Origin of the sequence: Paenibacillus sp. FSL E2-0151, assembly GCF_037993015.1 — a bacterium.
GTDB lineage: Bacteria > Bacillota > Bacilli > Paenibacillales > Paenibacillaceae > Paenibacillus > Paenibacillus amylolyticus.
On record NZ_CP150308.1, the window covers coordinates 847,816 to 863,866 of the forward strand.

A 16,051-nucleotide genomic window follows, 5' to 3' on the forward strand; every position below is an offset into this window, starting at 1 on the left:
TGCAGGACTATTCTCTCTACTTCCGGGCAACACTGAATCATAGATTACTATGGTTCAGGAATGCTGATGAATGGAAGGAGATCAGAGAAATGTCTTATATCCGAATGGAACATGAACATGCTGTTGAATTGTTAAACAGGGTCATGAAGCGTGTTGAGAGTGTGATTATTGGCAAAAAAACAGAGATTCGTTATGTCCTTACCGCAATGCTCAGTGGAGGTCATGTACTTCTGGAAGATGTGCCGGGTACCGGGAAAACGATGCTAGTTCGTGCCGTTGCTTCTGCACTGGACTGCTCCATGGGCCGGATTCAATTCACGTCCGATGTCATGCCGGCAGATGTTACGGGCACTTCAATCTATCATCCACATACAGCTGAATTCAAGTTTCGGCCCGGACCCGTCATGTCCAACGTTGTCCTGGCTGATGAAATAAATCGCGCTTCACCACGCACTCAGTCTGCCCTGCTGGAGGCAATGGAGGAACGACGTATTACGGTTGATGGCACAACCTATGCCTTGCCACGCCCGTTCTTTCTGCTGGCGACACAGAACCCGTTACAGTTTGAGGGTACGTACCGTCTGCCTGAAGCGCAGCTGGATCGATTTATCATGAGAATTGGATTGGGGTATCCCGATCCGGAACAGGAATTGGAATTGTTAACCCGCATGCAAGGTAGAGAAGCGCTTGATGAACTTCGCCCTGTTCTGCTTGCTGAAGAGGTCGTAGCCATGCAGCGTGAAGTCAAACAGGTACATGTTGATCCGGTCGTTAAACAGTATCTGGTGGCCGTTGCTGTAGCCTCTCGCAGCCTTCCGGCGGTCAGATTGGGCATCAGTCCGCGTGGAACACTGGCCTGGATGGCTGCGGCGCAGTCATTTGCCTATCTTCAAGGGCGCAGTTATGTCATTCCGGATGATGTGAAAGAGGTAGCTGTGCCTGTCCTTTCCCACCGTATTCAATTGAAGGCCCAGAATAGAGCGGAGGTTTGGGGGCAAGTGCAGGTCATTGAAGAAGCATTGTCATCGGTCCCGGTACCTGTACAGATGGCATCACAGGGAAGGGGACGGAGGCAATGACTGCGCTGGGACAACGGATTGTGAGTGCTGTCTTGGTGGTGGCTTTTGCTTCCTTGTATCAGTGGCATGGGGGCAAAGCGGCGTTGTTTCTATCCGTTATAGCTTTCTTGATGTTCACAGGAGGTCTGCTTCTCCATTGGTTCAGACCCCGGCGTATTCACATCCATCGGAAAATACACACGAACCGGATTGAGGCAGGTGAGCAGGTACGGGTTCTTGTCGAACTAGAATTCAATTGCCGTATTCCATTGTTATGGATCGTTCTGTGTGAGAACACACCTGCAGGTGTTCATCGCAAATTGATTTTCCCGGGAACACGGCGACAATTTTCCTATCAATATGAATGTTCCGGGTTACGCAGAGGAGTCTACAGATGGGATACGGGCAGATTGTACTGGGGTGATATGTTTGGCTGGAATACCCTCTCCGCAGAGACCGCGGGAGGTACCCCCTTGATTGTTGTTCCTCAAGCAACAGCTTGGGGGAAGGGTGATTCGGTAGAATTCGCAGCGATGATTGAAGGGACTCTGTCAGAGCGAAGAAATAGCCAGGGTAACCGTAGCCCTGAGTTCCGTGAATATCAGCAGGGTGACCCACTGGGACGAGTTCATTGGAAAAGTACAGCCAAAACGGGAAAACTTCAGACCTTTCTGCCTGATACCACGGATCTGGCTTCGCTCGGCATCCTTGTGTATGAAGGCGCGTCAGGTTATGACGTAAAACAACAGGAGAACATGGATGCACCTGCTTTTGAACGAGTGGTTCGTGCAGCTGCCCGCTGGATTCATACCGCTGAACGGGATGACATTCCTTATCATCTGTGGATGGAAGGCGGCGATAAGAACTATGATGCACAAGATCAATGGCAACATGGGCCGTTCCATGCAGATGATGAGAATCATGGACTGGACAAGTTAGCGGGGGCACGAATATCCAAAGCACAATCAGGCTCTGTTTCGCTTCGAACGGAGATGCTGGATGGACTAACGAGCGGGTCGCCAATTGTGGTTCTCACAGGTAAGATGGATCAGGTTCTGGCCGAATGGATCATAACTGCAATCGGGTCGGGTTATCGTGTAGAGGTGCAATTGACTGAAACAAACCAGGACCAATTAGGATCAACGGATAGATTGATGAATGGATTGGGATATGACAGCTTAAGTTTGGAGCGGCTTCGTCACAGCGGGGTGCCGATCCACGCGGTTACAGACGTTGCGTTATCTTCATTGGGAAAGGTGGAGGTAACGGATGTGGGAGCGTAATGGTAACCAGCAACCCAATTCCACTGTGGCCGACTTAGAGTCAACGGACCGTACGAGAATGGAATCGGCCTATTCCGTCTATAAAGCTGTGAACCAGAATTCTGTGACGGACTTAAAGGATGAGGGATATGTTAGCGTACCTGTCCTGTACAAAATTTTTATTTCGGCCATTTTACTTATACTGTCTCTGGAGTGGATATATCCGGTTACATCATCAGATCAGCAGGGCAGTGAACGGTTCTTGTCGGTAATGGCGGGATTAACGGGAGCATTGTTGCTCGCGGGGTTAATTCGTACAGGATGGATCACTGGAGTGCTGATCCGATTATTCATTGCACTCGCTGCTTTATGTCTGATGTACGGAGGAAGTGATCCTGTCCGTTGGGCGGTTGCATACCCGGGAATACTTTCAGCGGATATGGACACGTTTATAAATAACTGGCGATTTCACTCGATTAGTACAGAAACGAGAGGTTTGTTCATGATGTGCGGCTGGAGCATGCTCATGGCTTCTGTGCAATCCCTAGTATTGTTACGTCGAAGCGTTATGCTGTTTGGCAGTGCAACGCTGCTTTATTTGCTTTTGCTTGAATCCTTTGCGGGGCTGGATGTGTATGCTTCTGTAATAAGGTCTGTCCTATGGACTTTTCTTATTCAGGCTCTGCTCCAGCTATTACGTCTCAATGGAGGAGTCACTACTCCGAGTTATCGCGGCAGCCCCTATGGCCGTTGGAGTGCAGTAACTATCGTTGTTTCCGCAGGTATGGTGCTTCTCTCCGCGTTACCTGGCCAGTTTACTTCCATTCCTCAACCGGAACGCATATCTTTGGAGCAGATGGGTGAACGCCTAGCTCGCTGGGCAGGTTATACACAGCACAGTAGTATCCCTGCTGCAACGGCAGTCACGGGATATAGCACAGCGGACGCGCCTATGGGAGCACCGTTAGTGCAGGGCAACTCCATCTTTTTTATAGCGAAGAGTCCAAAAGTGACGTATTGGCGAGGGGAGACCCGTTCATATTATAACGGTAGTACTTGGAGTGATCCGGGTCAAAGCTTCGAAACGGCAAGTCCATCCGGAATGCTGCGTGCTGATGGTTGGGAGAATCCAACCTATTGGAGTCGCATTCGCCAAACCGTCACGATGCAGCGAGAGTGGAAAGGACCAAATCCACTTTTTACCGGGGGCATACCGGTTAACGTATCGTTCCAGGATAAGAACAAGGATAATCAGGAAAACATGTTTTCTTTGCTGTCTAATCGCGATTCGGCAACATTGTGGCTCGCGAGCTCAGGGGACGATAAGATAGTTAAACATTATTCGGCAGATGTCATGATTCCTGTCGCAACACCTGAACAGTTACGTCTGCTTGAGGAAACGAATAAAAGGAAAGATCCGGCAGCCATTCGGAGGGATTATCTGCAATTGCCTTCATCACTCCCTGGTCGAGTGCAGACGCTTGCCAAGGAAATCATTCAAGGCAGTGAGACCCGGTATGACGCTGTGCAGGCCGTCAAGACTTATCTGGCTGCTCATGCCGAGTATACGTTGGATACCCGTATGCCACCGCGTGGAACCGATTTTGTGGACGATTTTTTATTCGTCACCCGGCAGGGGTATTGCAATCATTTCTCCACAGCTATGATTGTGTTGCTGCGTGCAGAGGGCATCCCCGCACGCTGGGTTAAAGGTTTTGGCCCCGGAGTTGCTGACCCGGATGTGCCCAGTCAGTATGTGATTTCACAGGGAGATGCACATTCCTGGGTAGAAGTGTATTTTCCTGGTGCAGGCTGGATGCCGTTTGAGGCCACGCCGGGCTTCACCATGGCGCAAGGCGCGGGCGAAGATGCCACAGCACTCGCCGGGCCGCAGCCTGTTGCGGAGACTCCGCCGTATATGAGCGGCGGATTGGGTTACGCGGGCGCATGGTTGCTCGCCCGCGCACGGGCCATTGCCGCGGAGCCATGGCTCGCGGCAGCCCTTGTGGCAGCGGCCCTGTTGGGCGCCGCTGCTCTGGTCCGCATGCGGCGGCTACGCCCCGCGCTGCGGTTAGGGCTGCTGCTGGCGTGGCCACGCAGCAGCTTTCCAGACCGCGAGCGGCTGCTGCGTGCCGCCGCTCCGGTCTGGTCCGCGCTCGCGCGCCGGTACGGCCCGCGGCCGCCGGGTATGACGCTGCGTGAATATGCAGCGTCACCGGCTTTGGCCGCAGGCGCGGACGGCGCGGACATCGCGCGGTTTGCAGCCGACTGGGAACGGCTGCTGTACGGGCCAGACCGTCCGCTGCGCGCGGACAGTCTGAACTTCCTGCGCCGGGCACTTCGTTTGGCCCGGCGGTTGCAGGCGTTGTAACACCAGGATGTTACAACGTTACACCAAAGATTCGAAGCAGCTGCCATACGGTCGCTATCGCTTTCCAAAAAAGCTTGGCCACTTGGGGGCAGATGAAGATCACCATTGGCTGGCGCATTGTTATCTAAATGCAGCGTTTGGTTTACGCTGCATGCCATACATAAGACGCCTTTCGCGCTGCGCTGCGAACGAGGCGTCTTTCCACGATCATACACTTGAACCAGCATCTTGCTGCCAAGCTTTTCTATTCGGAATTTCATATTTAGAGGCATTTGGTAATCCTGTTTTGATATGTCGAAAAAAGGAGTTTCGCCTTTCCTTGACGGTATGTTTTGTCGTTGCGTATAATTAGTTTCATTGAATTGAGGGAGGCACGGTTATGAATAAACAGAATGAAATTGTAGTTGTCCTTGATTTCGGGGGTCAATACAATCAGTTAATCGCCAGAAGAATCCGGGATCTTGGCGTATACAGCGAGCTTTTGCCGTATAACACACCGGCGGAAAAGATCGCAGAAATAGCACCAAAAGGAATCGTATTTTCGGGTGGTCCGTCCAGCGTATACGCTGAGAATGCTCCACACGTGGACCCAGGTGTCTATGACCTGGGCTTGCCAATCTTTGGTATCTGCTACGGAATGCAGCTTATGGCCCAGCAGCTCGAAGGTAAAGTAGAACGTTCCGAGAAGCGAGAGTACGGTAAAGCAGACCTTGAGTTTGCCGCTGGATCTACATTGGCAAAAGGCATTGAAGGCGAACATACGGTATGGATGAGTCACGGTGACCACGTGGTTACACTTCCTCCAGGTTTCAAACTGGATGCAGGCACGGAAAGTGCGCCAATCGCTGCCATGAGTGACGATGAGCGTAAATTGTATGCTGTTCAGTTCCATCCGGAAGTACGTCACTCTGTTCGCGGTAACGACATGATTCGTAACTTCCTGTTCGAAGTTTGTGGTTGCGAAGGCAACTGGACGATGGAGACATTCATCGATGACACGATCAAAGACATTCGTGAAAAAGTTGGCGACAGTAAAGTACTGTGTGCGCTTAGCGGCGGTGTAGATTCTTCCGTTGTAGCTGCGTTGCTTCACAAAGCCATTGGTGATCAACTGACATGTATGTTTATCGACCACGGTCTGCTGCGCAAAGGCGAAGCAGAAAGTGTAATGGAGACGTTTGTCGGCAAATTCGACATGAAAGTTGTCAAAATTGATGCTCAGGAGCGTTTTATGTCCAAGCTGGCTGGCGTGGATGATCCAGAACAAAAACGTAAAATCATCGGTAACGAGTTTATTTACGTATTTGATGAAGAGTCCAAGCAGTTCGATGATTTTGCATTCCTGGCACAAGGTACACTGTATACGGACATCGTAGAAAGTGGTACAGCGACTGCACAGACCATCAAATCCCACCACAACGTGGGCGGTCTGCCTGAGGACATGAACTTCAAACTGATCGAGCCACTGAGCACGTTGTTCAAGGATGAAGTACGTAAAGTCGGTACCGAGTGTGGCTTGCCGGACGAAATTGTACACCGTCAGCCGTTCCCTGGTCCGGGTCTTGCGATCCGTGTGCTTGGTGAGGTTACCGAAGAGAAACTTACCATCGTTCGTGATTCAGACTACATCCTGCGTGAAGAGATTGCCAAAGCCGGTCTCGACCGCGAAATCTGGCAGTACTTCACAGCCCTGCCTAACATGAAGAGTGTCGGCGTTATGGGTGATGCACGTACGTATTCCTACACTGTAGGTATCCGTGCTGTAACATCCATCGACGGTATGACTGCGGACTGGGCACGTATCCCTTGGGATGTGCTGGAGAAAATCTCCGTACGGATCGTTAACGAAGTTGATAACGTAAACCGTATCGTCTATGACGTAACTTCCAAACCACCTGCAACAATCGAGTGGGAATAGGGTATAGACTCTTAACGATAGATTATAAAAAATGCTCTTTTATCTGCGGTATTTCGCAAATAAAAGGGCGTTTTTTTTCTGGGAAAATGAAGGCCTTAATTAAGGTTAAGATTAGAGAAAGAAATAATGTTCTTCTCCTGTAAAGATTGTGATACGATGTCTGATCATCTGTGTTAGAATTAATTTAATATACACATGAATAAAGTATGTAACTTTTTCGGAGCTATTTATCTTCATAGTATAGAATCTCTACTGAAAAAGATTTGATTTACTTTAATTTAAAATCAAAGGACGGTCATCTCTTTTATGATCATTAATGACAAAAACTTTATTAAGCAAGTCGACATTGCTTTTTGGAATAAGGCTACAAAAAATGTAGCTTTTAAAGACGTTATTAATTATAAAGATATTAAACGTAAGCCCTTTCTAGAAGATATATGTAATCAAATTAATAATTTCGGTTACAATTTTTCTAAACCAAACTATTATTACTTCCCAAAAGAAAAAGGAATATTGAGAAAAGTTAAATCTTATTATATTTCTGATCTGGCTATCTTTTATTATTGTGTGAAGTTAATCCAAGGGGAATTATATGAAAAGGTATCAGAAAATGAGAAAGTATTCGGTGCTTTCAAATTTACCTCTATAAATTCTTCTCATGTAGTATCACATAGTGAAAAGCTTGTTTTTTCTTCTGAAGGATACGAATCATTTCTTGATAAAGAAAGTTTTGTGTTGGAATGGAAAGAATTTCAACAGAACGCCAAGGTGGCGGCAAATAAAAAGTATGACAAGTATGTACATATTGATATTTCACACTTTTATGATGATATTAACCTTGATATTTTAGAAAAGGAAATTAGAAATGTTGTTAATGACCATTCTGATGTAATAGATTTATTATTTTATTTTTTAAAATATTCTGATAAAAGAGACCTTAGATACTCCCCTAACAATGTTGGCATTCCTCAAGAAGAAATAGGTGACATGTCAAGAGTTTTAGCAAACTTTTATTTGGCTACATTTGATACAGAAATTCTCAGTTACCTTCATGATAATTTTCATAAAGCTGACTACGTTTACATGAGATATTCTGATGATATGTGGTTTTGTTTTAATGGGGATGATGCTGATGCATATAATTTAATACAGAAAGTATCTTTATTGTTAGGAAAACTTAAATTGCACGTGAATGATAAAAAAACAAGTATTACAAATAAAAAAGGATTTGTGAAACATTGGTATTTTCTTGATTGGAACAAAATTGAGAAAAATTGGAGTGAGAAAGATTATGTAAAAAATATGTTACATAAGTTATTAAGTGCTAAAGAAAAACATGGAAGATGGGCATCTATAACAAAATATCTTCTGAAAATGGTAACCTCTTCGCCTAAAAAATATCTTCCTTTATATACTCAGGCGGACGCGGAGCAGTTATTAAATTGTTTTATAGAGAATCCTGTACTTGCTGAGAGCTTAGAAAATACTCATAAAAAATTCTTGACCGAATTGCTGAAACAGTATAGTGATTTATTCCAGATGATTACTGATTATCTAAATAGTAAAAGTAATATATATCCTAATTTGGAGTACTTCTTTCTTGAAGTTGTTTCACTGGTACCCAATACAATATCAACACCTACAATAGATTTTATGACAGAGTTTTATTTGAATTCTGCATGTACTAAAGATTGGCATTGGTATTCCAGAGCAATCTGTATTAAATATTTTATGAAGAGAACCTCAAGAAATTGTTTTTCTTCTACACACAAAAATGTGTATAGAAGAATAATAACTAGGATGGGTGAATATTGCTATACTGATAATCAAACCGAACGAAGATATATGATGTATTTCCTGCATATATACGGGAAAGTGAGAGGTAAAAGAATTCTTGAGGATAAATTCACTTACACAGGTGATCTGCAATTTATAAGATACTTAAAAGGAGAGAAATTAAGGTGAAGGGTAGTTGGATATTCTTTTTTTCAATATTAGTAGTTTGTTTTTTATTATCACTAGTTGGGAGCTTTTCTAATTTTTTTGCTTCAATCTCAACAAGTATTATTGCTTCTGTAATTATTATTATTGTTAGTTTTGTTTTTAAAAATTATGGTAAAATCAATCTTTACCTGAGATCCAAATTTATATTAAGGAATAAATATATAAGAGTCTCTATATCATATCTGTTCAGAATTAAAATAGATCAAAAATATTTTTTGGTTAAGGGAAATCGTATATCTCAATATGCTCCTGTTGGAGGTGTTTATAAAAGATATGTAGATTCACTGGGTATTTTCCGTGAATTGGAAGTCCTTGATGATAACCTGATACCAATAGATAAAAGTAGCAAAGACGACTTGCGTGTTAGGGTAAAGGGCAAATACTTAATGGAATTCATTAGCTGGTTTGAAAAGGGGCACAATCGTGAAATATCAGGAGAAAGAGAATTTTATGAAGAATTGATCTTATCAGGAATCTTACCAAAAGAAAAATTCCCCTATATAAATTATAGTCTAATCAAACGTAAGATCGATAGAATACGTTTTGATGAGCATGTCAATAGCGATCAAATATTAATTGCAGATATATATGATTTGAATCTTACTACAGAGCAACTAGAGGCTTTTAGAGGACTGGTAACATCTTCAGACTTATATAGTTTTGAAACTGAGGATAGTATTAATCGCTTAGGTGCAGATAGAAAAAATTTACCTATAGGTAGGCACACAAAGTGGACAATATAAGTGGAGAACGTGAAACGTATCGTCTATCCCATAACATCCAAAACTACCTGTAACGATCGAGTGGGAAGGGTTTGGGAATGATAATGACGTTAGTGACTGGTATGCTGATACATAAGTGATCCAGCGATTGCGTTGCTTATGTTACATATACAACTGCAAAGAGGTCATAAAAACTCTCTTCTATTTGCGTTATTTCGCAGATAAAAGAGAGTTTTTATGATATTAATAATTATTAGAAGGAACACATGACTCAATAGCAAGATAATAACGGATAGAACTGAGTAGTATTTAACAAAAGATATAATACGCTAAAATGTAGGACTATCTAGAAGCTAGGATAAAAAAAGTAAATTCTAATCATTTCCGAGATATTATTGTTCATGTGCGTTATATGCGACTAATCCGAGTAGATTCATCCCATTTATAGTAAAGTCATCTCCTTGAAAAACTTGTAATTCATAATGACTTCTATCTTGAGATAAACGAACTTCTCCAATACCAATGAAAATAACATCCTTGTGCTTAACTATATATTTAGTTATATGATGAAATAATCCTTCAAAGTTAGGGCTATTTGCACGGAAAGCTTCTTCAAATACTACCTTGAGTTGTTTTTTCTTTCTAGAAACAGATATAATAACTTTTTTTCCATCTTCACTTACTTCGTCAACATATCCTGTAACACATCTATGTTTTCCGTTATCTGTTTCTTTTAAAACATCAACATCTCTTTTTAAAACAGGTCGACTTCTGAAACTTACGCCTGATATCTCGTTCTCATCAATTCCATTAACAGTTACAATATTGATTTTTGGTCCACTACTGTCGCTATGGGTTTTCGGACTACTATTATTTCTTGATTTTTTTCTCTTAGCTCGCATGTCTTCAACTTGTTGTTCTGACATACGAGCAAGTTCTAAAGCTTCTTTTAACACTCTTCTCCTTTGTTCATCCTTCATTTCGACATTTACTTCTTCTGCGCTTCTACCTGCTTTAATACCTTGACGTACAAATTCGTAGTCACAACCGCTTATGTGGTCATCAAGTTTCCAAGTTCTGAACTGTGCTGGTTTAGTCTGTACAAAAACTAGCTTCGCTTTGCAATTATTTGTTGGACAATATAAATTAGTTTTATACTTTTCTCTGTAAGAATCAATGTCGATATCGGAAACATATAGTTCTTCGCCTAAAACATCATCATTTTTTCTATAAATAGCAACAGGTATAGACATAATAGTATCCACCTCACAAATATTTATAAATACTTTGCTTTGTTGACGATACCGAACCTAATATTATTTCAATTGATACCTATAACTCATACCATTATAAGCCAAATGTCCTATTTTGACGATACATGTAAAAAATGTTTTTATTTTGAAAGGACTTGTTCTAGTGTTGTTTTAAACATTCCTCATCATGTGATGTATTTGTAATCAAATAAATAATCTGTCCTTAAATATATGACTCATATAAAAAAAGCTTGGGATTGTATAAAACCGGATAGTAAAAGCGCAATTCACTATCAATATTGCATAAGTTTAATTGTGTAAGCTTAGTAAGGATAGAGGACCAGCAGTATCTAAACGAGTACGCCCAATCTCAAAAACTTTGTTGAATTGTAGCGTATTTTCTTGAAGAATATAATTGTGGAGAAAATTTTAGGGTAATTAAAGAGCGCTATTCAGCAGAAAGAGGGAATTGGGATGAGAGCGATTGGTCGTATACATAGAGCCGTTTTGTACAATTTCTATTAAAGACTACTTTACATGAGTATTCAAAATTAATTCCATTTTAAAGTTCACTTCATGATCCTTTCAGGTCGGGTCTGTACAATAAGTACATACTAAGAGCTGTATGGCTACTGAAAGGAGAATTGAATGTATGCGTAAAACCGACTATATGAGCAAATGGAAGATGGGCATTGGAAGTGCGTTTCTGATGGTGATGCTGGCAGGATGCGGTTCAGGTATGCAAGATCTGGCTTCCGGTTCGGGGGACTTTCCATTTGTGAACTTAGAGGCAGCGGATGCTTCTTCCGATCAGTCCAGCAACCATGAGTTATCCTCTGACTCAACAACAAACACAAATCAGGAACAACAAGATATACAGGATACTCCGCAGACAGAGATTTAATTAACATAGGACTGATCCGGTAAAAAGTAGTTCCGGCGTATGTCGCAAGTTGCTCCATATACCTAATGAGTTTAAGTCTTCGGAATACGAGATATCGTTATTCCTTGATCATCATTCACCTGATTGCTAAAACGCATCAGAAATATAAGCTAGCCTGATTAGAGCGCTTCTGCTCTTTGATCAGGCTAGCTTTTTATGTTATCCTGCGGAACTTTCAGTCTGAAAGAATGGACATATCCCATTGAGATCTCATCCAAAAAAGCGTATTTAATTGGGTTGTAAACCGCTGAACTGGTTCAATCTGTTAAATAATACGAACGATATTCTAAAAGGGTGATATTAATATTCGTTTTTCTCATTGACAAAAACATACTGCCCTCCTAAAATAGTGATGGGAAACAAACAAATAGCGCATACTTATTCGTATAATCCTGGGGATTGGCCCGGGAGTCTCTACGAGATCACCCTAATGATCTGGCTACGAAGAGGAGAAGGCTAAGCACATGAATTCTACATGATTGCGGGGACATCACGCACATTAGAATTTTTTTTGTTCTTAGTAAAGGCATCATGCCACTCCTTGTCAGCTGAACCCTGGGTGAAGAATCTTCATCAGGGTCATTTGTCGTTTTTCAATATGGCTTCAACATCTCTAAGGGGGAGTTAGTAATTATGGATCGTTTCTTTAAATTAAAAGAAAACGGAACAAACGTTAGAACGGAGATTGTTGCGGGTCTCACTACGTTTATGACAATGGCTTACATTCTTTTTGTAAATACGTTGTTCTTGGGTCAAGCCGGTGCGGGGATGTCGGATAATGCAGTATTCTTTGCAACAGCCGTCGGCGCCGGATTAATGACTATTATTATGGGATTGTTTGTGAATATTCCGATCGCACTTGCACCAGGTATGGGGCTGAATGCGTACTTCATGACTGTCGTTCTAAGCTCGAATGGAGCGATTACTTGGCAGGCTGCTCTTGGAGCGGTATTCCTTTCCGGTATCGTGTTCATTATTTTGACCGTGACGAAGATTCGTCAAATGCTGCTTGTAGCAGTTCCACAGTCGATCAAAATGGCCATTACGGTGGGTATCGGTCTCTTTATTACCATTATCGGTTTCAAACTTGCTAATCTCGTTGCTGTAACAGTCAATGTTGCACCAGACGCAGATCTGAGTCAGCCGATTCCTGGTAGCAGTTTTAACTTGTCATTGGGCAACTTTATAACACATCACGATGCATTGCTGGCCCTGATTGGTTTGCTCCTTATTGCTATTCTGATGGTCATGCGTGTCAAAGGCGCTCTGCTGATCGGGATCGTAGCAACAACGCTGATTGGTATTCCGATGGGAGTTACGAATCTGAGTGGTCTTTCAGGCGCAAGTTGGTTGCCTAATTTCAGTGATCTGGCGGTTGGACAGCTGGATTTGAAAGGTGCCATCAGTCTCGGATTGTTCGAGATCATCTTCATCTTTACCTTCGTTGAATTGTTCGACACGTTTGGTACGATGGTAGGTACTGCAACACGTATGGGGATTATGAAGGATAAGAAAAAAGGCGAGAAAACGATCGGTAAAGCGATGCTCGTCGATGCAGTTGGTGTCAGCGCAGGTGCTGCACTAGGTACAAGTACCATTACGGCATACGTTGAAAGTGCTTCAGGTGTTGAGGCAGGTGGACGTACAGGACTGACTTCGGTAACGACAGGTTTGTTGTTCATTTTGGCCCTATTTATCGCACCGCTTGCGCTGGTTGTTCCATCCGCTGCGACGGCTCCGGCATTGATCATCGTGGGTGTGCTTATGATGAGTCAAGTGCGCAGCATTGAGTGGGATGATTTCCTGCAAGCTTTCCCTGCATTCCTGACCATTGTATTGATGCCTTTCACAGGTGGAATCGCAAACGGGATCTCCGCAGGTATCGTATCTTATGTGATTCTGGCGGTGTTCAGTAACTTGGTTACAGAGCGTAAAGTGAAAATTCATTGGCTTATGTGGATTTTGGCGCTCATTGTAGTTTGCCGATACGTATTTATTGGCGGGGAGTAAGCGTACATTAGGTTTAATGAAGAATACGGAGATAAGTTTGATACCTTATATATGAAAGAAGCGGAAGCCACGGGATTTAAACCCGGAGCTTTCGCTTTTTTTGTATTCTTTTCTTGAGCAAAATGAATTTCAAAAATGTTTTCCTTCTATATAGAAGGAATGAATATAATGATCTATGATCTGTTGGTTGTTTATCCAATGAAATGATCGGTTAATAAGTTCTATAACGTGATGAGTATGTACTGTATACAACTTGATTTCTCTATAATTGGATTAGGAATAATATGAAAACCCTTTTTGCGTATGTGAGTAAATTACTCCGATCATTAAAGTTAGTGCGCAGATGTATCATTTAGCTGGTTATAAGGAGATACTTGTTAAAAGGTCTATAGGGTACTCATTTTATAATAATTTAATGTTTATCTAAAAAGACTTGCGTTTCATAACTGTACATGGTATATTCTATTTCCGGCCAAAAAAACACGGTTTACACGGTGCGGCAAGCGAATGAAATAAGCTTCGAAAGAAACTTAAAAAAAGAGCTTGCAAAGTTGGTTCGGACATGATATTATATAAGAGTTGCTGAAGAGAACAACATTCGGTAACAAAACGAGTTTGATCTTTGAAAACTGAACAACGAGTGAGTAAACATTCTGCTTGCAGAATGAACGCGAAAGTCTGAAACAAGCCTTGGCTTGAATCGACTGGAGCACAAATGAGATTTTTAATCTCGTCAGATTCAAAATGAGCTTATCGCTCTTTTCAATACTTTATTGGAGAGTTTGATCCTGGCTCAGGACGAACGCTGGCGGCATGCCTAATACATGCAAGTCGAGCGGAGTTGATAGGAAGCTTGCTTCCTTGATACTTAGCGGCGGACGGGTGAGTAACACGTAGGCAACCTGCCCTCAAGTTTGGGACAACTACCGGAAACGGTAGCTAATACCGAATAATTGTTTTCTTCGCCTGAAGGAAACTGGAAAGACGGAGCAATCTGTCACTTGGGGATGGGCCTGCGGCGCATTAGCTAGTTGGTGAGGTAACGGCTCACCAAGGCGACGATGCGTAGCCGACCTGAGAGGGTGATCGGCCACACTGGGACTGAGACACGGCCCAGACTCCTACGGGAGGCAGCAGTAGGGAATCTTCCGCAATGGGCGAAAGCCTGACGGAGCAATGCCGCGTGAGTGATGAAGGTTTTCGGATCGTAAAGCTCTGTTGCCAGGGAAGAACGCTTGGGAGAGTAACTGCTCTCAAGGTGACGGTACCTGAGAAGAAAGCCCCGGCTAACTACGTGCCAGCAGCCGCGGTAATACGTAGGGGGCAAGCGTTGTCCGGAATTATTGGGCGTAAAGCGCGCGCAGGCGGTCATTTAAGTCTGGTGTTTAATCCCGGGGCTCAACCCCGGATCGCACTGGAAACTGGGTGACTTGAGTGCAGAAGAGGAGAGTGGAATTCCACGTGTAGCGGTGAAATGCGTAGATATGTGGAGGAACACCAGTGGCGAAGGCGACTCTCTGGGCTGTAACTGACGCTGAGGCGCGAAAGCGTGGGGAGCAAACAGGATTAGATACCCTGGTAGTCCACGCCGTAAACGATGAGTGCTAGGTGTTAGGGGTTTCGATACCCTTGGTGCCGAAGTTAACACATTAAGCACTCCGCCTGGGGAGTACGGTCGCAAGACTGAAACTCAAAGGAATTGACGGGGACCCGCACAAGCAGTGGAGTATGTGGTTTAATTCGAAGCAACGCGAAGAACCTTACCAGGTCTTGACATCTGAATGACCGGTGCAGAGATGTACCTTTTCTTCGGAACATTCAAGACAGGTGGTGCATGGTTGTCGTCAGCTCGTGTCGTGAGATGTTGGGTTAAGTCCCGCAACGAGCGCAACCCTTATATTTAGTTGCCAGCATTTCGGATGGGCACTCTAGATAGACTGCCGGTGACAAACCGGAGGAAGGTGGGGATGACGTCAAATCATCATGCCCCTTATGACCTGGGCTACACACGTACTACAATGGCCGGTACAACGGGCTGCGAAATCGCGAGATGGAGCCAATCCCAACAAAGCCGGTCTCAGTTCGGATTGCAGGCTGCAACTCGCCTGCATGAAGTCGGAATTGCTAGTAATCGCGGATCAGCATGCCGCGGTGAATACGTTCCCGGGTCTTGTACACACCGCCCGTCACACCACGAGAGTTTATAACACCCGAAGTCGGTGGGGTAACCGCAAGGAGCCAGCCGCCGAAGGTGGGATAGATGATTGGGGTGAAGTCGTAACAAGGTAGCCGTATCGGAAGGTGCGGCTGGATCACCTCCTTTCTATGGAGAATCGTTTCCTGCAACGGAAACATTCAAATATGCAGCTTAGCTGCAAAACACTCACTCGTTGTTCGGTTTTGAGAGCTCAAACTCTCAAACAGCTTGCTTTTGCATGGAGCTTGTTCTTTGAAAACTAGATATCGAAACGAAACAAACGCGAATTAGAACATTCCTTTTTAGCTGAACT

At 43.7% G+C, this 16,051-nt stretch carries 9 protein-coding genes, 1 rRNA gene and 1 riboswitch; of the genes, 9 read left to right on the top strand and 1 reads right to left on the bottom strand.

Features of this window, described 5'->3' with window-relative positions; all coding sequences use genetic code 11:
• The first annotated feature begins 89 nt into the window (after positions 1 to 89).
• The 6 genes from MHI55_RS04045 (at position 90) to MHI55_RS04070 (ending at position 9,356) form a co-directional block, all read left to right on the top strand.
• Positions 90 to 1,079: a MoxR family ATPase gene (locus tag MHI55_RS04045; protein WP_076217185.1), complete on the top strand. Its 990-nt coding sequence runs from the start codon at positions 90 to 92 to the stop codon at positions 1,077 to 1,079.
• Complete coding sequence (locus MHI55_RS04050; RefSeq protein ID WP_340388931.1) at positions 1,076 to 2,341, top strand: DUF58 domain-containing protein; 1,266 nt, start codon at positions 1,076 to 1,078, stop codon at positions 2,339 to 2,341. Before MHI55_RS04045 ends, MHI55_RS04050 begins: the two co-directional genes overlap by 4 nt.
• Entirely contained in the window at positions 2,328 to 4,691 is a 2,364-nt protein-coding gene (locus MHI55_RS04055) for a transglutaminase domain-containing protein (RefSeq protein ID WP_340388933.1), read from the top strand. The genes MHI55_RS04050 and MHI55_RS04055 overlap by 14 nt, the downstream gene beginning before the upstream one ends.
• Before the next feature lie 379 nt (positions 4,692 to 5,070).
• Positions 5,071 to 6,609 carry a glutamine-hydrolyzing GMP synthase gene (guaA, locus tag MHI55_RS04060; RefSeq protein WP_036668199.1) on the top strand — a complete coding sequence of 513 codons (1,539 nt, stop codon included), beginning with the start codon at positions 5,071 to 5,073 and terminating at the stop codon, positions 6,607 to 6,609.
• A 306-nt stretch (positions 6,610 to 6,915) separates the two neighbouring features.
• A complete protein-coding gene (locus MHI55_RS04065; protein WP_340388935.1) occupies positions 6,916 to 8,574 on the top strand; it encodes a reverse transcriptase domain-containing protein in 1,659 nt (552 codons plus the stop codon).
• Positions 8,571 to 9,356, top strand: a complete 786-nt coding sequence (locus MHI55_RS04070; RefSeq protein WP_340388937.1) for a hypothetical protein — start codon at positions 8,571 to 8,573, stop codon at positions 9,354 to 9,356. The genes MHI55_RS04065 and MHI55_RS04070 overlap by 4 nt, the downstream gene beginning before the upstream one ends.
• A 371-nt stretch (positions 9,357 to 9,727) precedes the next feature.
• On the opposite strand, the gene MHI55_RS04075 is transcribed toward MHI55_RS04070, so the two are convergent.
• Positions 9,728 to 10,588 carry a hypothetical protein gene (locus tag MHI55_RS04075; protein ID WP_340388939.1) on the bottom strand — a complete coding sequence of 287 codons (861 nt, stop codon included), beginning with the start codon at positions 10,586 to 10,588 and terminating at the stop codon, positions 9,728 to 9,730.
• 652 nt (positions 10,589 to 11,240) lie between these two features.
• On the opposite strand from MHI55_RS04075, the gene MHI55_RS04080 reads away from it, so the two are divergent.
• The 3 genes from MHI55_RS04080 (at position 11,241) to MHI55_RS04090 (ending at position 15,864) form a co-directional block, all read left to right on the top strand.
• A complete protein-coding gene (locus MHI55_RS04080; protein ID WP_340388940.1) occupies positions 11,241 to 11,492 on the top strand; it encodes a hypothetical protein in 252 nt (83 codons plus the stop codon).
• Positions 11,493 to 11,893: 401 nt separating this feature from the next.
• A riboswitch (purine riboswitch) is annotated at positions 11,894 to 11,993 on the top strand.
• A 171-nt stretch (positions 11,994 to 12,164) separates the two neighbouring features.
• Positions 12,165 to 13,541 (top strand): NCS2 family permease, encoded by a 1,377-nt coding sequence (locus MHI55_RS04085; RefSeq protein ID WP_076320372.1) that lies wholly within the window; start codon positions 12,165 to 12,167, stop codon positions 13,539 to 13,541.
• A 770-nt stretch (positions 13,542 to 14,311) separates the two neighbouring features.
• Positions 14,312 to 15,864 (top strand): 16S ribosomal RNA (locus MHI55_RS04090).
• The last annotated feature ends 187 nt before the right edge of the window (positions 15,865 to 16,051 follow it).